The 20949-nt window shown below is 45.3% G+C and carries 16 protein-coding genes; 10 read left to right on the forward strand and 6 right to left on the reverse strand.

Annotated elements, in window-relative coordinates:
* Positions 1-36 precede the first annotated feature (36 nt).
* Positions 37-804, reverse strand: a complete 768-nt coding sequence (locus MY523_RS19830) for a YggS family pyridoxal phosphate-dependent enzyme (RefSeq protein WP_338021695.1) — start codon at positions 802-804, stop codon at positions 37-39.
* 141 nt (positions 805-945) lie between these two features.
* Between MY523_RS19830 and MY523_RS19835 the strand changes: the two genes are divergently transcribed.
* Positions 946-1980, forward strand: a complete 1035-nt coding sequence (locus MY523_RS19835; RefSeq protein WP_250656412.1) for a type IV pilus twitching motility protein PilT — start codon at positions 946-948, stop codon at positions 1978-1980.
* 62 nt (positions 1981-2042) lie between these two features.
* Positions 2043-3164, forward strand: coding sequence for a PilT/PilU family type 4a pilus ATPase (locus tag MY523_RS19840; RefSeq protein ID WP_250656413.1), 1122 nt, complete (start codon positions 2043-2045; stop codon positions 3162-3164).
* 129 nt (positions 3165-3293) lie between these two features.
* Here the strand turns inward: MY523_RS19840 and polA are convergent, their stop codons facing one another.
* Positions 3294-6038: a DNA polymerase I gene (gene polA, locus MY523_RS19845; RefSeq protein ID WP_250656414.1), complete on the reverse strand. Its 2745-nt coding sequence runs from the start codon at positions 6036-6038 to the stop codon at positions 3294-3296.
* A gap of 60 nt (positions 6039-6098) precedes the next feature.
* Here polA and MY523_RS19850 point away from each other — a divergent pair, with 60 nt between their 5' ends.
* Together MY523_RS19850 and MY523_RS19855 are read left to right on the forward strand one after the other, a co-directional pair.
* Entirely contained in the window at positions 6099-6398 is a 300-nt protein-coding gene (locus tag MY523_RS19850) for a DUF2782 domain-containing protein (protein ID WP_250656415.1), read from the forward strand.
* A gap of 116 nt (positions 6399-6514) precedes the next feature.
* Complete coding sequence (locus MY523_RS19855) at positions 6515-7510, forward strand: homoserine kinase (RefSeq protein ID WP_250656416.1); 996 nt, start codon at positions 6515-6517, stop codon at positions 7508-7510.
* A gap of 108 nt (positions 7511-7618) precedes the next feature.
* Here MY523_RS19855 and trhP read toward each other — a convergent pair whose 3' ends face one another.
* On the reverse strand, positions 7619-9001 hold the full coding sequence (gene trhP, locus MY523_RS19860) for a prephenate-dependent tRNA uridine(34) hydroxylase TrhP (RefSeq protein ID WP_250656417.1): 1383 nt from the start codon (positions 8999-9001) through the stop codon (positions 7619-7621).
* 233 nt (positions 9002-9234) lie between these two features.
* On the opposite strand from trhP, the gene MY523_RS19865 reads away from it, so the two are divergent.
* Positions 9235-9621, forward strand: coding sequence for a hypothetical protein (locus tag MY523_RS19865; protein ID WP_250656418.1), 387 nt, complete (start codon positions 9235-9237; stop codon positions 9619-9621).
* 54 nt (positions 9622-9675) lie between these two features.
* Here MY523_RS19865 and MY523_RS19870 read toward each other — a convergent pair whose 3' ends face one another.
* Positions 9676-10371, reverse strand: coding sequence for a hypothetical protein (locus MY523_RS19870; RefSeq protein WP_250656419.1), 696 nt, complete (start codon positions 10369-10371; stop codon positions 9676-9678).
* Positions 10372-10629: 258 nt separating this feature from the next.
* On the opposite strand from MY523_RS19870, the gene MY523_RS19875 reads away from it, so the two are divergent.
* A complete protein-coding gene (locus MY523_RS19875; RefSeq protein ID WP_250656420.1) occupies positions 10630-11397 on the forward strand; it encodes a sulfite exporter TauE/SafE family protein in 768 nt (255 codons plus the stop codon).
* Positions 11398-11516: 119 nt separating this feature from the next.
* Here the strand turns inward: MY523_RS19875 and pyrE are convergent, their stop codons facing one another.
* Positions 11517-12161 (reverse strand): orotate phosphoribosyltransferase, encoded by a 645-nt coding sequence (gene pyrE, locus MY523_RS19880; RefSeq protein WP_250656421.1) that lies wholly within the window; start codon positions 12159-12161, stop codon positions 11517-11519.
* Positions 12162-12303: 142 nt separating this feature from the next.
* Between pyrE and MY523_RS19885 the strand changes: the two genes are divergently transcribed.
* The 4 genes from MY523_RS19885 to MY523_RS19900 all read left to right on the forward strand — a co-directional run bounded on the left by MY523_RS19885 (position 12304) and on the right by MY523_RS19900 (position 20244).
* Positions 12304-13077, forward strand: a complete 774-nt coding sequence (locus tag MY523_RS19885; protein ID WP_250656422.1) for an exodeoxyribonuclease III — start codon at positions 12304-12306, stop codon at positions 13075-13077.
* A gap of 128 nt (positions 13078-13205) precedes the next feature.
* A complete protein-coding gene (locus MY523_RS19890) occupies positions 13206-16154 on the forward strand; it encodes an insulinase family protein (RefSeq protein ID WP_250656423.1) in 2949 nt (982 codons plus the stop codon).
* Positions 16155-16289: 135 nt separating this feature from the next.
* Positions 16290-17042: a response regulator transcription factor gene (locus MY523_RS19895; RefSeq protein WP_250656424.1), complete on the forward strand. Its 753-nt coding sequence runs from the start codon at positions 16290-16292 to the stop codon at positions 17040-17042.
* A 415-nt stretch (positions 17043-17457) separates the two neighbouring features.
* Positions 17458-20244, forward strand: a complete 2787-nt coding sequence (locus tag MY523_RS19900; protein ID WP_250656425.1) for an insulinase family protein — start codon at positions 17458-17460, stop codon at positions 20242-20244.
* A gap of 191 nt (positions 20245-20435) precedes the next feature.
* On the opposite strand, the gene MY523_RS19905 is transcribed toward MY523_RS19900, so the two are convergent.
* The gene (locus MY523_RS19905; protein WP_250656426.1) at positions 20436-20732 is read right to left on the reverse strand and encodes a hypothetical protein; all 297 of its coding nucleotides are present in this window, start codon (positions 20730-20732) and stop codon (positions 20436-20438) included.
* Between the last annotated feature and the right edge of the window lie 217 nt (positions 20733-20949).

Raw genomic sequence — 20949 nt, forward strand, 5'->3', positions numbered from 1 at the left:
TCTCTCTAGATAGGTCTTGCTGAGGCGAATACAAGGCTACCTTATTGTTTTGTCGGTTTTTTCTCGCGACCCAAATAGCGCGGTACCTACTCTCACCATGGTTGACCCTTCCGCAATGGCTGCCTCAATATCGCCAGACATGCCCATTGAAAGCGTGTCGATGTCAGCGTGCTGTTGTTTTAGCGTCTCAAAGGCATGAGCCATCGCTTTAAAGCTGTCTCTTAGTGCAGGTTCGTCTTGGGAAGACGCTGGGATAGTCATTAGACCTCTCAGCTTTATATTAGGCAAATCTGAAATGGCTTTGCTGAGCGACGCAAGCTCGCTCAAGTGAATGCCTGATTTGGAATGTTCGTCGTTTATATTGACTTGAATACAAATATTGAGAGGCGCTTTGTCGTTTGGTCGCTGAGCACTTAACCGCTGGGCGATTTTTAAACGGTCAACACTGTGTATCCAGTCAAAATTTTCAGCAATTGCGCGGGTTTTATTTGATTGAATCGGCCCGATGAAATGCCAGGTCAGCGGGTAGTCAGCTAACGCACTTATTTTGGTCAGGGCCTCTTGCAGATAATTTTCACCAAACTGTGTCAGGCCTGCTTCGATAGCCGTTTTCAGCGCCTCTGCACTGCGGGTTTTGCTGACGGCTAATAATTGAACGCTGTTTTCGCTTCGGGCAGCTTCTTTTGTTGCTTTTTGTATGCGCTGGCTTACGTTTTTTACGTTGTCTGCTATGCTGATCATTACGTTATTCAATGAGATAGAGTGAGAATCTTGCAGTTGATTGCTGGCTGGATTGCGTTCCAAGCCAATTAACGTTCTAAAATAGCGTCACTTAATAGAATCGTAAGCGGCATTTGAGCAAATAACTCCTCTATACTCAACACAATACTATCGATTCAGACCTTCAAATTTGTAAAGACAATTATAAATCCATCGGGGATATTCATGGATATTACGGAACTATTAGCGTTTTCTGCCAAGCAAGGGGCTTCTGATTTACACCTGTCATCAGGCTTGCCTCCAATGATTCGTGTTGATGGCGATGTTCGGCGCATCAACTTACCGCCCATGGAACATAAAGAAGTGCACGCACTGATTTATGACATCATGAACGATAAGCAACGAAAAGATTTTGAAGAGTTTTTAGAAACCGATTTCTCGTTCGAAGTGCCCGGGGTTGCCCGATTCCGTGTTAACGCGTTTAACCAGAACCGAGGTGCAGGCGCTGTATTTCGTACCATCCCGTCCAAGGTGTTGACGATGGAAGACCTGGGCATGGGGCAGGTGTTTAAAGATGTGGCTGCTGTACCACGAGGGTTGGTGCTGGTGACGGGGCCGACAGGGTCAGGTAAATCAACAACTCTGGCGGCAATGATCGACTTTATCAACGACAACCGCTACGACCACATCCTGACAATTGAAGATCCGATAGAATTTGTGCACGAAAGTAAAAAGTGTCTCGTTAACCAACGGGAAGTGCACCGGGATACTCTCGGGTTTAACGAAGCGTTACGATCGGCACTGCGTGAAGATCCAGATATTATTCTGGTTGGTGAGCTTCGAGACCTTGAGACTATCCGGCTGGCGCTTACTGCCGCAGAAACCGGTCACTTGGTTTTTGGCACCTTGCACACCACATCTGCTGCCAAGACCATAGACCGGGTTGTGGATGTATTCCCCGCCAACGAGAAGGCGATGGTTCGATCAATGCTCTCCGAGTCGCTACAAGCGGTTATCTCGCAGACGTTGATGAAGAAAGTAGGCGGTGGCCGAGTTGCTGCTCATGAGATTATGATCGGTACGCCCGCCATCAGAAACCTGATTCGTGAAGATAAAGTGGCGCAGATGTACTCCGCGATTCAAACTGGCGCTCAGCTCGGTATGCAGACGTTGGATCAGTGCCTGACTAATCTGTTGCAGAAGGGCCTTATTACCCGTGAGGCCGCTCGTGAAAAAGCTAAAATGCCAGAGAATTTCTAAGGTGATGAAAATACTGAATACTAAGTTGATGGCTCGATCAATCATAAAGAGTGGAGTGTGAGATGGACTTCGATAAACTGTTAAAAGTGATGGTTGAGAAAGGTGGATCGGATCTTTTTATTACCGCTGGGGTTCCGCCAAGTATCAAGATTCACGGCAAGATCGTACCGGTGACTAAATCCTCCTTAACGCCTGAGCAAACTCGCGAAATCGTGTTGAACACGATGAGTGAGAAGCAGCAGACTGAGTTTATGGATAACCATGAGTGCAATTTTGCGATCAGTGCGCGTGGTATCGGACGATTTCGGGTCAGCGCATTCTATCAGCGTAACCTCTGCGGCATGGTGCTGCGTCGTATTGAGACCAATATACCTAAGGTTGACGACCTGGGCTTGCCGGAAATCATTAAAACCCTGTCAATGACCAAGCGCGGGCTCATTATTTTCGTGGGGGCAACAGGTACAGGTAAGTCTACCTCTCTCGCGTCGATGATTGGTCATCGCAACCGCAATAGTCAGGGGCATATTATTTCGATTGAGGACCCGATTGAGTACATTCATCAGCATCAGGGGTGTATTGTAACTCAGCGCGAAGTGGGGATTGATACCGAAAGCTTTGATGTTGCCCTGAAAAATACGCTACGTCAGGCGCCCGACGTCATTATGATTGGTGAGATCCGCTCGAAGGAGACCATGGATTATGCTGTGACGTTCGCAGAAACGGGCCACCTCTGCTTAGCAACCTTGCACGCAAACAACGCGAACCAGGCGCTTGATAGAATTATCAACTTCTTCCCGCCGGAGCACCACAACCAGATATGGATGGATCTCTCGCTGAACCTTAAAGCGATTGTTGCTCAACAGTTGATCCCAACCCCTGATGGTAAGGGCAGAAGGGCGGTCATCGAGGTGCTGATTAACTCGCCGCTCTGCGCTGATATGATTCGCAAGTCAGAAGTGCATAAACTCAAGGAGTTGATGACGAAGTCGCGGGATATTGGTATGCAAACCTTTGATCAGGCATTGTATGACCTCTACTCAGCGGGTGAAATCACCTACGAGGATGCATTGGCCTATGCGGATTCGGCTAACGACTTGAGACTGATGATCAAGCTTGGTGCAGATTCTGGAGGGGACAAGCTCTCATCTTCGCTTGATGGCCTCTCGATCAGCGATGATATTTAGGATGTAAGGGAGCCTCTGGCTCCCTTGTAGTGTTGATGCAGCGAAGCGTAATCAGGGATTGTGGCAGTTTGGCGCTGATGATTCCTTGATTCCGTTGCACTCCATCACGGCTACTGTGTTTGTGAGTGGTTAATGGGCTTCGTCCCAGTTATCGCCGACACCGGTTTCTACCAGCAGAGGAACATCCAGGTTTGCGGCAGACTCCATTTTCTCTTTTAGTCCTGCGGTGACTTCGTTAACCAGATCTTCCCGCACTTCCAGTACCAATTCATCATGAACTTGCATAATCATGCGGGCATCCAGACTGCTTTCTGCCAGCCATTGCGAGACGCTAATCATCGCCTTTTTGATGATGTCTGCGGCAGTACCCTGCATGGGGGCGTTTATGGCGGTGCGCTCTGCGGCTTGCTGGCGCATTTTGTTATTGGCGTTGATCTCTGGCAAATAGAGGCGGCGGCCAAAAATAGTTTCAACATATTCGTCATCATGAGCCTGTTTGCGTACTCGATCCATATAATCAAGCACACCCGGGTAGCGTTCAAAATAACGATCAATGTAGCCCTGCGCTGTTTTGCGGTCAACTTTGATTTGACGCGCCAGACCAAAAGCTGACATGCCGTAGATAAGCCCGAAGTTAATGGCTTTGGCGCTTCGTCGCTGATCTGTAGTGACGGCTTCGGTAGTGACGCCAAAGACTTCTGCTGCGGTTGCCTTATGCACGTCAAGGCCGTTCGAAAAGGCGCTCAATAAACCGTCATCCTGTGACAGGTGAGCCATGATTCTCAGTTCTATTTGAGAGTAATCTGCAGCGACCAGCTTATAGCCTTCCGGAGCAACAAAGGCTTGTCTTACCCTGCGGCCTTCTTCCGTTCGAATAGGAATATTCTGCAAATTCGGGTCTGATGATGAGAGCCTACCCGTTGCCGTGACGGCCTGATGATATGAGGTGTGAATTCGGCCCGTTGACGGGTTGATCTGTAGTGGCAATTTATCCGTATAAGTCGATTTCAATTTGCTTAGGCCACGATACTCCAGAATAACCTTTGGCAAAGGGTAGTCTAGAGCTAACTCCTGTAGCACCGGCTCTGCTGTTGATGGCTGCCCTTTGGGGGTTTTTTTAATGACAGGTAACTCAAGCTTCTCAAAAAAGATGGTTTGCAGTTGCTTGGGTGAGCTTAAATTAAACTCTTCACCTGCGAGGTCGAATGCCTCCCGCTCTAGCTGGAGTAGCCGCTCCTCGAGCTCTTTGCTCTGGCAGCCGAGCAGATGAGCATCAACCCGTGCGCCATCGCGCTCGATATCAGACAGGATAGAAACCAAAGGCAGCTCGATATCTCGGTAGACGGGTTGCAGTGAGGGCGTTTCGTTCAGTTCCTTGGCCAGTTTGTGATGCAGGCGTAAGGTAATATCGGCATCTTCTGCGGCATAAGGCGCGGCCTTTTCGATCTCAATCGCATTGAATGTTAGCTGCTTGGCGCCTTTTCCTGCAATATCTTCAAAATGAATGGTGTTGTGGTCGAGATACTTTTTCGCCAGGCTGTCCATGTCGTGGCGGGTTGAAACAGAATTAACCACATAAGATTCCAGCATGGTATCTTCTGCGATTCCTTGTAGCCTTATGCCGTGATTTGCCAGCACATTCATATCGTACTTTAGGTTTTGGCCTACTTTGGCTTTGTTGCTGTCTTCAAGTATCGGCTTCAGGGCTTCCAGCACGCTGTCACGATTCAGTTGCTCGGGGGCACCCATATAGTCGTGAGCGAGCGGAACGTAGGCTGCCTCGCCCGGCACCACCGAGAATGATACGCCCACGACCTGCGCTTTCATGTAGTTTAAGCTGGTGGTTTCGGTATCAAAGGCAAACAGTTCGGCCTCAGACAACTTCTTGAGCCAGCTATCCAGTGCGGACTGCGTGAGGACAGTTTCATAATCTGTCGCAACCGCAGGTTCGCTCTCTGATGGCTGTTCACCGGAGGCTGATTGTGCGGAGGTTGATTGTGCTGAGTCGACGCCGTTCTCCAACTGGCTGACCCATCCTTTAAACTCGTACTCTTTAAATAGTGATAACAGCTTTTCGTTATCGACACTGTTGTGCTCTATCTCTTCAAGGCCTTGTTCCAGCTCAACGTCGGTATGAATAGTCGCAAGTTTGTATGACAGTGGCAGAAGTTCGAGGCTGTTTCTAAGATTTTCGCCGATTTTCCCTTTAACGGTGTCAGCATTATTCATTACACCTTCAAGTGTGCCATGCTCTGTAAGCCACTTAACTGCGGTTTTGGGGCCGCATTTTGGCACTCCCGGAATGTTGTCAACGGAGTCCCCAACCAGCGCCAGGTAGTCGATAATCTGCTCTGGCGAGACGCCAAACTTCTCTTTAACGCCCTGCTGATCCATATAGGTGTTTGTCATCGTGTTCATCAGCGTGACGTGCTGACTCACGAGTTGGGCCATATCTTTATCGCCGGTTGAGATAATGGTGTCTATGCCCTTATTCGTCGCTTGGGTCGCTAAAGTGCCGATGACATCGTCAGCTTCAACATCGGGAATTATGACCAGCGGTAGACCCATGGCTTTGATGATCTCGTGAATAGGCTCAATTTGGCCTCTTAAGTCTTCAGGCATGGGGGGCCTGTTTGCTTTGTATTGGTCATAGAGCTCATGCCGGAAATTTTTCCCCTTGGCGTCAAAGATGATAATAATCTTTGATTCCGGGTAGTCCGACTGGAGCCGCCGGATCATATTAATAACACCTTTGATTGCGCCGGTTGGCTGCCCTTTTGAGGTAATCAGAGGAGGAAGCGCGTGAAATGCGCGAAACAGATAGGAAGAGCCATCGACCAATAGAACCGGTTTGTTGATTTGCGCTTTACTCATGAGTGTAATCAGGTGTTTAATAATGAATGAAGGAATTTTCCGCTGAAGCGTAGGTTACCAATGAAGAAAGTGATATTCACCCTGTTTTTTGTTTTTCAATTATTGTTTGGCACAATGTTCTCTGTTGGCGCGTTCGCTGAGCAGCCTGAGGCCTCAGATCCGAATGAGCCAAAAATCACCATTCGAAGCGGTGAAGATAAAACATTCTATGAGTACCGAGTGAACGGCATTCTGAAAGAGATCAAAGTAGTGCCTAAAGTCGGGCCAACCTATTACCTGGTTGCTGATGATGGCGGCGGCTGGATTCGCGAAGAGAAGTCTCAGTTATTGGTTCCGAGCTGGGTTATCTTTCGCTGGTAGTTCGTTATCAGCAACAACCCGCGGGCGATGTTTAGCCACCTAACTTCCACGATATGAGATCTTGGCGAACACAGTCACTGTGCAAGGCCTCGATGTAAACTTTAGCAGGTGCTGTTATGGCCGTTTATACCTCCGTAAACAGGAGTGAGTTAAGCGACTTTCTACTTCAATATTCATTAGGGGAGCTGGTTGAGTTCTCTGAAATTGGAGACGGCATCGAAAACAGCAACTACTTTGTTACGCTCGCTCCCCAGAATGAAGAGCGTGTTGGGCGAGATGCGGGCAACGGGCAGCACCAGAAATGGGTGTTAACGCTATTTGAAAACCTTAAAGCGCAAGAACTCCCTTTCTTCTTGCAGCTGATGACTTGGTTGGCGGAGAAAGGTTTTCCGGTTCCGGCACCTTGCGTTAGAAAAGACGGCACCCTTAATGGAACGCTAAGAGGTAAACCTTCTATATTAGTGCCATGTTTTAATGGCCGTTCTCTCGATAACCCTGCGCCTGCTCACTGTGAGCGAGTCGGGAAACTGATAGCTGAAATGCATCAGGCACTTATTCACTGCCCTCAGCAGCGCAGCGCCCCAAGAAATATCGACTGGATGAGATCACAAGCTTCGCGTTTGTCCGGCCTTATACCGCAGTCAGACATGAAGCTGTTACGGTCAGCTATTGACCATTATGGGACAATGAAGCCGGAGATGGAGCAGTGTCCTTCCGGTGTCATTCATGCCGACTTATTTAAAGATAACGTGCTGTTTGACGGTGATGAAATTAGTGGTGTTATCGACTTTTTCCATGCCTGTAATGATTCTTTGTTGTTTGATTTGGCGGTGGCAGCCAATGACTGGGCCGTTGATGGCAAGCAGCAATATGATAAGTTGAGATTGAATGCGCTAGTGACTGGCTATCAGTCAGTAAGGCCGTGGAGTGATAGTGAGTGCTCACTATGGCCTAGCTTCCTGCACCTTGCCGCATTGCGGTTTTGGCTTTCAAGGCTGGAAAGCCGATACATGCCCGGTTATCAGAAAGTATCGACTCAGGGTGATAAAACTAAAGAGCCTGATGAGCTGAAACGTATTATTCTGAATTTAGGGCTTGTGGCTACCAAATGACGGCCGGTTGTTTATGAGTCACAGGTAGCCCCAATGTTGCAAAGCGGAATCAGGGTTAATCGCTATTGGCGAGCTTTCTTCCATTAATTCCGCTGTTCTTTATTACGGTTATAAATTTCTCATTAACAGTGCGTAGGTCAGGTCTTCAGGGGCTCCCTCTGGAAGCGGGATCTTCATCTGGTGGCCTGAACCTGGCGCGACGTCTACTGGCTGATTTTTGCGGTTGATTATCGACTCAAGAGTGAATGTCGTGTTGCCTGTGGGGGTCATCAGCTCAATTGAATCTCCGACTGAAAACCGGTTCTTAACTTCAACGGTCATCAGTTTATTGCCGAGATCGACATCAATAATTTCACCGGCAAACAACTGTTTGCTTGATACCGAGTTGCCCTGTTCATAGTTCTGATACTCATCATGAACGTGACGGCGATAAAAACCTTCGGTATAGCCTCGTTGAGCCAGTTTTTCGAGGTCATCCATCAGCTCCATATTGAACGCTTTGCCTGCTGCTGCGTCGTCAATCGCTTGCCGGTAAACCTGGGTGGTACGAGCAACATAATAATAGGACTTGGTGCGGCCTTCTATTTTCAGTGAGTGGATGCCCATTTCGGTAAACCGCTGCACATGCTGCACGGCTCTGAGGTCTTTGGAGTTCATGATATAGGTGCCATGCTCATCTTCATAAGCGGGCATCAACTGGTCTGGACGGCCAGGCTCTTGCAGCAGGAAGACCTGATCGGTGGTTTCTCCTTCACCCAGGGTTGGCGCGTTTTGTTCAGGCGTCCACTGCTCGGTGCCACCTGTTTGCGCGTTTGCTGATTCAAGCTCCGCTACCGGTATAACGTTGCCAGCCTCATCTTCTGTCGCTTCGTGGGCTTGATACTTCCAGCGGCAGGCATTTGTGCAGGTGCCTTGGTTTGGATCACGTTTGTTGATGTAGCCTGATAGAAGGCAGCGACCTGAGTAGGCCATGCATAACGCACCATGAACAAACACCTCCAGCTCCATGTCGGGGCACTTCTCACGGATTTCGGCAATTTCATCCAGTGAAAGCTCGCGCGACAGGATAACCCGCTCGATGCCTTGGCGCTGCCAGAAGTTAACTGATGCATAGTTGACCGCATTTGCTTGTACCGACAGATGAATGGTTTGTTCTGGCCATTTGTCTCTAACCATCATAATGAGGCCCGGGTCAGACATAATAATAGCGTCTGGCTTCATTGCGATAACCGGTTCAATATCTTTTATGTAGGTATCGATCTTGCTGTTGTGTGGCGCGATATTACTGACCACATAGAACTTTTTGCCAAGTTCATGTGCCAGGTTGATGCCTTGTTCCAGCTTCTCCAGATTAAAATCGTTTTCCCTCACTCGTAGGCTGTATCGCGGCTGACCGGCATAAACCGCATCGGCTCCATAAGCGAAGGCGTACTTCATGTTTTTCAGGGTGCCTGCGGGAGCTAATAATTCGGGTTTGGGTGTCGAGGGCATGAGAGGTGTACCTGTATGATAAAGCCTTAAAACGCGGATCATACCATATTTCAAATAATGGAAGTAAATACAGCGATTGGTCGTGTCTTAGCCCTCTAAAAAATATGCTTATTTTTTCTCTAACGGCGGCGCTTTAGTATGAATATTCTAATTTTTAGCGTTAGTGTAGATGCTGAATTGGAGAAGAGGGACTTTGCCCCCTTAAATAGTGCTTTATATATTGGAGAGTTATCATGGGTAAACTAAAATCGTTTCAAGAGCAAATTCAAGAGTCTGTAGAAAAAGGAATCGCTGCAGTTGAAGAGCAACATAAAGCATTAGCTGAGAAGTCTTTTGGCTACGTAGAGAAAGTCGAAAAAGAAGCTAAGAGCTACAGCATCAAGACTGTTCATGACATGCACAATGAAGCAGTTGCCAACATGTACGAGTCTATCCGTACTTTCAACAAGCGTTTGAACGAATACGCAACTGAGCTTTTGGGTAAAGTTGAAAAAGTAGAAGATGCAGTTGAAGAAACTGTAGAAGCGGTTGTAGAGAAAGCGCCTGCGAAAAAGCCTGCGGCTAAAAAAGCACCAGCAAAGAAAGCACCTGCGAAAAAAGCAGAAGCAGCGACTGCGTAATTGATGCAGATTGATTAAAAAAAGAGAGGCTACGGCTTCTCTTTTTTTGTGTCCTTAATTGATATTTTCGGTCGTTTTCCCTTCATCACTTTTAAGTGACGGGCTTTCAAGCGGATAGTTCGCTGCCTTCTTGTTGGTTATCAGTTCCAGACGCCTGATTATTTGATCAAACTCTTTTTCCAATGCTGGAACTTCATTTCGCTTCGCTTCTATTTCGCCCTTTATCTCTTTAATTTTTTCTTTTTGCTGGCTAATTTTATTTAGCACGTTCTCGGGAATTGCCCTCCCTGTTCGCTCCATGTTTGCGGCTCTCGTTTCTTCTTGCTCTAACTGGCCTTCAACAACCGTGATGTTGCCCTTTTTAAGTGCAATAAAACCTTCAATATCTTGTAGTTTTCGCTTAAGCACTCTTACTGCGTCGTCAGGGTGGCTGTATAGCTTTAATAAAGCCTGGTCTTTTTCTTTTTGCTTTTCAGCTTCTTGTGCAAGGCGTATTCTTTCGGCTTCTTTGGCATCTCGCGTGGCTATTTCTTCTGCTGTTAACGCGGGAGGTACAACTTGAATGACTCTGCCATTGTTACCTAAAACTTCGTATCCGTTTCGAACAAGGTGAGGTGGGACGCTGAGACCAAGTGCGGTTACGCCATTTTCATCTTTGTAACGATAGAGGTTCCCAGCGTGAGTGCTGATCGAGTGAGAGAGCCCTATGATCAAAATAAGAAGTGAAACTGACTGTTTAAATATGCTCATTACAGAAAATGATCTCGAATCCAAAAAATTTCGATTTAACACAGCTTTTTTGTTATTAAACGACGCCCAACTTATTCATAGTTTACTCGGCGTACTTAATGAAGTATAGCCGTTAACCCTTGGCTGAGAGCCTATGCCAAAGGTTAGAATAACAGAATGTCGCCGAATCAATATGACATAGACAGCATAATACGTAAAAGAGCCCTTTAAGTCAGGCATGTTTGCGCTCTATTGATAACAACTTAACGAAGAAGCTATATGGAAATTATCTTAGAGCAGTGCATGCTGTTCCTGATCTCACTGTTGGCAAATGGGCTAAGTGCGCTTGCAGGTGGCGGCGCGGGTCTATTGCAGTTACCCGCCTTGCTATTTTTAGGGTTGGCTTTTGGCACGGCCTTGGCCACGCATAAAATTGCCAGTGTGGCTTTGGGGGTGGGGGCGACTTTCAGGCACTTGAAAGAAAAAGGAATTGATCCGCGATTTGCTGGTTTTATATTACTGACAGGTCTACCTGGCGTTGTACTTGGGGCGTTGATTATTTTGGCTGTGCCAGACGCTGTTGCGAGACTGATTTTAGGTATTTTTACGGCAGGATTGGGAATCTATTCATGGCGCTCACCAAAACTTGGTCTAAACGCAGATGTTAAGCATCGAGATCTCACTGGTTGGATTATTGGTGGCGCAGGGCTTTTCTTTATTGGTTTTTTAAATGGTTCTATTACATCGGGAACCGGGTTATTTGTGACTATCTGGTTGGTTGTCTGGTTCGGTTTTGACTATCAGCGGGCGGTCACCTATACGCTCATTTTGGTGGGGCTATTTTGGAATGGCTTTGGTGCAATAACGCTGGCGATGCAGACCGATGTAAAGTGGGAGTGGATTCCTGCCTTAATAGCCGGGGCTTTGCTCGGGGGCTATTTCGGGGCTCACTTATCGATAGCAAAAGGGAGTCGACTGGTTAAACGGTGCTTTGAAAGCGTCACCGTTGCGGTAGGTATCTCGTTAATTGTGGATGGGCTTCTCTAAGATGCTGTTGCTTTAAGGGGCTATTGTTTTAAGAGGCTAGGGTGATGGCGGGTAAGCTGCAAGTTTTTCACTGCTTACCCGCTTTATGACTACTTTGTCGCTAGGTCAGGTTGCGCACTTTATGCTACACCATACTCTTTACGGTAGGCGGCAACACTTTCCGCATATTGGGCCATCGCCGGGTCTTGTTTGAGATATTCCAATACCTGATTGAGGTCGACGATACTGGCGACTGGAATGCCGTAGTCTCTTTCTACTTCCTGGATGGCTGATAGCTCGCCATTTCCTTTTTCCTGACGGTTAAGAGCAATCAGAACGCCCGCTGGCTCAGCGCCTGCCTGGCGTATGATGTCAATAACTTCTCTAATTGCCGTGCCGGCAGTAATCACGTCATCAATGATCATTATTTTGCCTTTAAGCTCTGCCCCTACAATGGTGCCGCCTTCTCCGTGTGCTTTTGCTTCTTTTCGGTTAAAAGCATAAGGCGTGTCGATATTATGCTGATCTGCCAGGGCTATTGCCGTTGCCGATGCCAAGGGAATGCCTTTGTAAGCAGGGCCGAAGAGCACATCGTAATTAATGCCGCTGTCTTTGAGTGCGGATGCGTAAAATTTACCTAACTGGGCCAACGCCTGCCCGGAGTTGAACAGACCTGCATTAAAAAAATAGGGGCTGGTACGGCCAGATTTAAGGGTGAACTCCCCGAATTTCAAAACGTTCTGTTTGATGGCAAATTCGATAAACTCGCGTTGATACTCTTGCATAGTAATTCTCTTAGGCTTTCTGAGACATCTGTATGTTAAATTTTGTAGTAATGAGGGCGATAACGACCCAAATTTCTCAATCAGTTCTTTTTCCGAAAATGTGAATTAGGTATCATACACCCAAACGGATTAAGGGGCATCTATGCGTGTAGTATCGATTAGTGTTAACGGTCTTAAACAGGCCGCTGAAAATGGCTTTTTCGAATGGATGAAAGAGTTGGATGCTGATGTTGTGTGTGTTCAAGACCTCTTGGCGAAAGCCTATGAGTTTGATGATGAAATCTTCCACCCTGAGGGTTACGAGGCCTATTTCATTGATGGCGAAAACCCGGAAGATGGTGGCGTAGGCATCTACTCCAGGCATTTCCCGAAGGCCATTATGTATGGTTTTGCGTATGAACCCGCAGACCGCCAAGGACGTTTTATTCAAGCAGATTTTGACAATGTCAGTGTTGCTGCAATGTTGGCGCCTTGCGCACTGGGAGATGATGATAAGCAGGCTGAAAAAGATGGTTTCATGAATGCATTCATGGAGCATTTGCAGAAAACACTTCGTAAGCGCAGACAGTTTATCTTCTGTGCCAATATGCAGACAGCTCACCTGGTAACTGATGCAAGTAGCAAATACCACAAGATGGAAGTGTCCGGCTTTTTGCCCCATGAAAGAGCGTGGTTTGATGAAGTTTTTGACTCGCTGGATTATATCGACGCATTTCGTGAAGTGAACAAAGGGAAAAAGCAGTATACCTGGTGGCCGGAATGGGCCAAAGGCTGGAGAAAGCAGGCTGGCTGGCGAACAGATTATCAGATCGTCACCCCTGGGCTACGCAACGCGATTCTCGATGGCTATATTGATTCAGCAACCCGTTTTTCTGATCATGCGCCAGTCATTATGGATTATGATATCGAAATGTAGTTGACCATAATGGTCGACTCTTACCTTATCTCTTATCCTTCTTATTGAATAGCTGTCACTATTGACAGTTATTCGTCCTCATATTTTTTAGTACTCTGATGTTTTAACTGCGTTTCATCGGAGAAATAATGAGTACCCAAAATAAAAGGACTTTGGCCCGCTACGCATTAACTAGAGGTTGTCTTTTTCTCTCGTTATTATTGAGCACTGCTTTATTAAGTGCTTGCAATGAAAAAACAAACCTAACGCCCCCTCCTTCAGCCACGAATGACGTTAGTAATAGTCCGGTTGACACTCCTCCCCAAGACAACCGAAGCTATGTTAGTTTTGAATTGCCAAATCGACTTAAGGTGATTCTAGTTTCCGATCCTTCTGCCGAACGTGCAGCCGCCGCATTGGCTGTTGGCGTTGGCAGCTCGAATGACCCCGGTGACTCGCCGGGTTTGGCTCATTTTGTTGAGCACATGCTGTTTTTAGGCTCGGAAAGATATCCAGAACCTCATGGCTTTCAGCAGTTCATGTCACAGTCTGGTGGCACCTTCAATGCCTTTACTTCTGCTGATCAGACCAATTTCTTTTTTGAAGTCGGGGCTGGTAATTTACCTTCTGCATTAGATCGTTTCTCACAGTTTTTCATTGCGCCAACGTTTAATGAAAAATATGTTGATAGTGAGTTAAAAGTGGTCGATGCAGAATATCAAATGCTAAAAGAAAACGAGGGTTGGGCGGGGGTGTCACTGATGAAGCGCGCGATAAACCCAGCGCATCCATTTTCGCGATTTGAGGTGGGTAACCGTGAGTCGTTGGCAGGCGATAACAGTAACTCGCTCAGGGAACGAGCGATGAACTTTTACCAGTCCAACTACAGCGCAAATAATATGACGCTGGTGGTATTAGGAAAAGAGCCTGTGTCCCAACTAAAAGTGATGGTGGAGAAAAACTTTAGTCGCATCAAGCGTGCTGATAATAAGGAACAAGACAGACCCCCTTCGTTATTTACAGCATCAAAGCATCCGCAACTGCTGGTTATGGGCCTCAAAAACCCTCTTCCACAAATGATGTTGTCATTTTCTGTGCCGCCTTTTTTTACGCATTATAAAGTAAAACCCGAAGAATTTATCGCGAATCTGCTGAACGAAAATCATGATGCTGGGCTTGGCGCGCGATTAAAGGAAAAGGGGTGGATTAATGGTGTGCTGACAGGCAGCCGTTTAAGTGCCAAGCACTATGCTACCTTTGATATTCAATTTGCGTTAACTGAAGAGGGATTGAAGCATTATAACGAAGTAATACGTGCAACCTTTGAATATTTACGCATCATAAAAAATGTGGGGATTGCTGAGCGTCGTTACCGCCATCAACAGCAGATTTCGTCGGAAAAGTTTCGTCTTCAGGAGCCGGATCCAGCTATTGTGTATGTGGCTGAGCTGGCCAGTAACCTACAAACTTACCCTGTAAAAGACGTTTATACCGGGCCGAGACTGATGGAGAAGTATGATGCATCTATAATCAGCGAATACCTGGATTATATAACGCCTGAAAACGCGATTGTTTCGTTAAGTGGTACGGGGCAGACTTTAAGTAGAACAGATGAATGGTCAGGGCTACAATACAGCCTTTCCCCTATAAGTGTTGCAATGGTCGATAGGTGGAAAGAGCCAGGCGCGGTTACTGGCTTATCTTTGCCAGAAGTACAGGCAGAATCACGCGTTGTCAGCATAGAAATCCCGTTAGTTGAAGGCAGTAGTGAGTCTCAGATACAAGCATCTGGGCCTGAGGTTATTGAACAGTCGAAAGGGTTTACCTGGTGGCATCGAGTAGATGACAAATTCTTAGTGCCTAAAACAGATACATTTCTAAAGCTTGAGTCGCCAGCGATAGAGGCTAGCCCTAAAACGACTGCCACGAAAGGGGTATATGCGATGATGATTACCGAAGCGCTTTTGCCCTTATCTAGCCAATTTCGTGAGGCGGGCGTTTTGTATGATATTCGCCCGACAACACAGGGAATTTCCCTTTCTCTTTCCGGTAAAACGCAACCCCAATCAGTGCTATTGGATCAAGTTTTGAAGGTCATTATTGATGCTCAGCTTACCGAGCAAAACTTCTCTATTGCTAAACAAAACCTGACATCCATGTACCAACGGTACTATCAAAGCCAACCCATTGATAAGGTGATGAATGCGATTACTACGACATTAGACCCCCTGACCTGGGAGCTTGACTCTCTAGCGTCTGAATTGGAACTGATTACGCTTGATGATGTTCGTACGTTCCAAGCGGGTTTTCTATCCCAGCTAAATGTAACCGGGTTAACTCATGGAAACTTAAATAAAAATCAGGCGCTGCAGTTATCTCGACAGGTGAAAAGTGCACTGGATACGGCTAAAACCGGAGCCGCTATGCCGTCTTATAGAGTGGTAAATCTTTCACCGGGTGAGGGTTGGTTAAGAACGCTTAATGGAGATAGCACTAATACTGCCGTTGTACTTTACAATCAGCTGTCAGATAACACGCCGAGCAATTCGGCGTCTATGCGTTTATTGGGGTATTTGTTGCAGTCTGAGCTATTCAATACGCTACGTACTGAACACTCAATGGGGTATATTGTAGGGGCTGCTCCCATGCCTGTTTTTAATGTGGATGGTTTGGCTATTTTTGCTCAGTCACCAAACCAGTCTGCGGAAGAGATTCAAATGGAGTTAGCAGCCGAACTAAAAGGGATGGAAGCGCGAGTTTCAGCCATGAGTGATCGCGACTTTAAGCAAGCTAAAGTTGCCCTGCTTTCATTCTTAATGCAAGAGCCGAATATGAAGGCTCGTTCCGACGCTTATTGGGCTGGGATAATGCTAAAACAGCCTGCTTTTTTACAGAAAGATCAATTAGTTGAAGCGTTAGAGCATTTAAACAAAGACGAGTTCCTGGCATTCTGTAACAGGTTCTTGCCGGAAGACACGAGAAGCGAGTTGGTCATATATTCCCAACCCCACACAAAAAGTATGAGCACACTGAATAAATTTAAAATAATCAGTGAGTTATCCTCTTTTAGAAGAAGTGCCAACTATGTCACTAAGTAGGGGGTAGATTACGACTTTAGTCTAATCTGTCCTTGTTCGTCGGAACGTTATAATTTAGCCTGATAGCGGTACTTTTGTACGTTAACGGGCTGGTGTTGTTGGTGTGCGAATAACGGACTTACTCAGGGGAATAGAGTGTTTGGTGACAAGGATGCGGAGTTCATCTCAAAATTTATTGCGAATAACGTTGAGGGTAAAGAGAAACGTAGTGTCGTCAGTTTACTTAATTCGCTTAACCAGCGAATTTTAATAAACAAGGTCAATTATCAGATATTTCAAAAAGATACTGTAACAGGGGAGTATTCTTGCCTTGAGTATATTTATCAGAAATCGTCGGGTCTTTTTGCTTTTGCTCAGTTCAAAGAACAAGATTGGAATACCGAGCAAACAAATACTCACTGTTTGAGCTGTCAAAAAATAACTCAGAGCCTGATGCACGCCAATGTGTCACGTTATGTAATACATGAGCACCCTGATGGCTTACAGGCTATTAAGGTTGATTTACCTGACCAGCTTACAGGTTTAAGAGCGGTCTATTCCTTACAGTTTTCAATGTCGGGGCATAAAGTAGAATCTTCTGACAAGTTGATTCTACGGTGTCTACTACCTGTGCTGTTTTATGCCGCAAGGCAGGTTCGGGCTGATATGAACGGTGAAGACATTCTGACTAATCGAGAAATTGCCGTCTTAGAGTGGGTTAAGCAAGGTAAAAGTACCTGGGATATTAGTCAGGTATTAAGCATTACAGAGCGAACCGTTAACTTTCATGTGAAGAATATTTATAGGAAGCTAGGGGTGGTTAGTAGAGCCCAGGCAGTGGCAGTGGCGATTGATCTTGGCTTGATCGAGTCATTTGTAGTGAGGGGGGATTCAGTGAGTATAGAGTAGTGTGGATGCTTTTTATTGAGGGTCTTAATTGTAGTAGTCTTAATGTTGCGGCAGCGATAGCTGCCGCAATCTACTCTACCATCTGCTAAACATAAAAAATGGCACTTGAGGCTGATAAGAAATCCAGTAATTGCTCATCTGCTGATTTGTCATTGGAACAAGTGCGCCGCCAGATACTTGTTGAACGTCTTTAGAATTTAGTACTTTCATTTATTTCATCCCTAAATAAGATTATTAGTTTGTGTGGATAGCTGCAATAAAGCCGCCCACAAGTTTTATTATCCATAACAGCTAATAATTGGTAACTGTCAAAAGTGACAGTTACCAGCCTCAAAGTAAAAATATAGAGTGGCGGAATTTTAAGTGATTACTAACTTGGAATCAGATTACCATGCCTAACATTAGGGACGTGTATATGAAAAATGGAGTCATTCTTGCCACTTACTGGTTATTGCTTGCGTATTCGCTTGTGAGTTTCGCACAGGAAAGTCTGGGGTCTTTAGATGCAGGTATTACAAAAAGCCCTTTTGATACACGTGCATATGAATTCATGGTGCTACCTAATAAACTTGAGGTGTTGATAATATCAGACCAGCAAGTTGAAAAGTCAGCAGTATCATTGATAGTCGACTCAGGAAATTCCAGCGACCCCGTTAAATTCCCTGGCATTGCTCACCTGTTAGAGCATATAGTGTCACTTGGCTCAAACAGGGCCCCCCCGCCTGAGGGTTTTATACCTTTTGTCATGTCACATGGAGGTAACTATAACGCGCATACTGCACTAGACTACACGCTTTTTTCTTTTGATGTATCATCCAGTCACTTACAGCCTACACTTCAACGCTTTGGTGAAAATATCACAGAGCCTTTGCTGCAGCCTTACTACATAAATAGTGAAATAGATGCTATTAATGCAGAATTTGAACTCCTGAGACATAACGAGGGCTGGATAGACTTGGCTTTTCTGAGGAGGGTTATGACCCCCTTGCATGATTATAGTAAGTTTGATGTTGGGAACTCGAAAACTTTGAAGCAGGCAGGAGTCGGAGAGGCGTTAGCTGAATTTTATCAAACGAATTATTCGGCAGACCGGATGAAAATGGTCGTTGTAAGTAACCTTTCTGTGGAGGATATAAAAAGTGCAGTGACATCTGCATTATCAATATTACCTGTCAGAAACTCTAATTATGATAAAAAAATGGGAGAGGTGCTTTTTGCTCCAGAAAATTTACCGATGCGAATGGATATTGAGACGCCTAATGAGCACCCGGTAATGATGCTTACATTTTCAGTACCTCCTCATCATGCTGAATACAAAACGAAAGCCGGTGAGTACATTGCCAACTTGCTTATGAGGCGTGGGAAAGGAAGTCTTATCGGGTTGCTAAAGGGGAAAAGCTGGGCTTCTGATATATTGGTTGGTACAAGGGTAGACGGCAACAAAAATGCGACATTTGATATTCGGATTGACCTAACGAATGAAGGTGCGTTTCAGTTTGATGCCGTGGCGCAGTCTGTATTTCAGTATCTAAACCTTATTCGATCAAAGGGAGTAGACGAAAGTTTTTATCTGGAAATGAGCAAATTAGTACATAGTCAATTCATCTATCAAGAGCGCTTGCCTGCACGAAAATACGTTAATACCCTTGCTCAAAATATGCTTCGTTATCCTGTTAGTGATTTGTTATCAGGCCCCATTTTATTTGAAGACTTTAATGCACCTGCAATTTACCGGTACTTGTCATACCTTGCACCAGAAAAAGTGCTTTTGACAATGAGTGGGGTCAGCAACCCACTAACCAAGACTGAAGGGTGGTCAGGAAGAAAATACAGCGTTAATAAGCTAGACAGGAAGCTTCTGGAAAAATGGCAGTCCCCCGGTCAAAATGACGGTTTAGTTATTCATTTGGATAAAAACAAATTTGTACCAGGAGAAAAAAATCTTAAGCCAATAGCTTTTAAAATGAAGAAGCCTGTGTTGATTGATCAGTCTGCTAATTACAGTCTCTGGTATAAGCAGGATATTGAATACAGTACCCCGAAATCAGATTTGTACTTTTTGCTACAGTGGCGTGGCGCGGGTATGTCTATTAAAGAAAGAGTGCTTGCAGAGTTATTTTCATTGCTGGTCAAAGAAAAGCTTTACTCAGAATCGGTCAAAATTGCTGAAGCGGGATTGACTTATGATATTTATACTAATGCATATGGAATCACCATTAATATTGGTGGATTCACTGACAAACAGTCACTGCTGTTAGCTGAGATAATGAAGTCATTCAATATTAGTTCAGCTATAAGCAAAGAGGCGTTTTTGAGCGCTAAAAAATCTCTCCAAAAGAAGTATCAAGAGTATTTGTCTTTACAACCCTACGAGCGATTGCTTAATGAAATATATGTAGAACTTCAAGATAGGAGCTGGCCTGTCAGTCAATGTAATGAGTATCTGGGGAGGCTTACGATGGAGGAACTATCGCAGTTTGGGGTAAAGCTTCAGCGGTCATTACAGGTAAGGGGATTGATTCATGGTAATTTACAAAAAACTGATGCACTAGCACTTGGTGATATTGTTAAGGAACATTTCGCCGTTTCTGCTAGAGAACCGGTTTCTATTGTGGAGTTAAAGACCAAAAGCCTAAAAGAGAAAGCTACCAAATTACGGTTAGTCAGTATGGATCGACCTGACTCTGCAATAGTTAACTATTTTCAGGCTCGAGGGCTTGCGGCTGAGGCTAGAGCTAAGGTTTTATTGCTACTGCAAAAAATAAACCCTTTCTTGTTACAAGAACTGAGAGTTAAACGAAAGCTAGGGTATGTCGTACAGGCTATGATGGTACCGTTATATGGTGTGGAGGGAATAGCTATAGTTCTTCAGTCACCAATGGAAAATGAAGCTGTACTGCAAGAGGCGCTTGATGAGGTGTTAATTGATTTTATCAAGAGCTTGGAAAATATTAGCGAGCAGGACTTTGAAAAAAGTAAAAACACCCTGATTGAGCAGGTATCTTCAAGACCTCCAAGCTTGAACATAAAATCGTACTACTACTGGGTACAACTTAGCCAGGGAAGGCTTGACTTTGATGAGGCGGAGCGGGTGGAAAGTGCTCTAAGAAGGGTGGATAAATCTGCTTTCTTGAAGTTTAGCCAAGACTTCTTGTCACCTAAAATAAATGGACGCCTAATTTTACAAACCGCTACAAATTAAGTTGCTAGACTGGATTGGATGCCCCTGCTTTAAGTCTAAATTGTTGGAAGTGCGCCACCAAACACAATTATAGAGCCTCCAACCAATGCGGCACCATCAACATATTCACCGTGATTAATGTCAATTAGCCCCATGACGGAGAGTAAAGAAGAAAATGGAATTAGAAAAATAGCCATAAGTTAGGTGAAAAATTAGAGGGCTCCTGTTTTAAAATACCCGAGTAGTGAAATGGCTCCCGGTACTATCATTAGTGCTAAGCCTAGGTAGAAATTTGGGTCTTTTTGCAGCTCAGGAATAAACTGATCTATTTCATCTGCACTTTTTATTAGTAATAATTTAGGTGTTTTGAATAGCACATATGACATGAGCGCACCTCCCAATAGCAAAGCCGCGAACATAGGCTTGTTTTCGTAAAAAAAATAGATAGACAAGATGAATGAAATAATACCGCCACCGGCAACTAATTTTGATGCTGTCAAAGCTGTCATTGATATACCTTGAATGAAGTGACTAATCGTGAGCTTCAGTTCTTTTCTTGTTCAATTAGTTTGCTTTCAATTCTAGCTAAGGCTTGTACACAAAACATATTTATAGATCCTGAAAACACCACAATCAAAAAGACAATGAAAATAAGTTTCTGGTTATCCTGCAGCTGAGGGGTATCAAATAGTGTTACGGATAACAGTGTAGCGACAAAAGCGAAGT

Source organism: Alkalimarinus coralli (assembly GCF_023650515.1).
Taxonomy (GTDB): Bacteria; Pseudomonadota; Gammaproteobacteria; order Pseudomonadales; family Oleiphilaceae; genus Alkalimarinus; species Alkalimarinus coralli.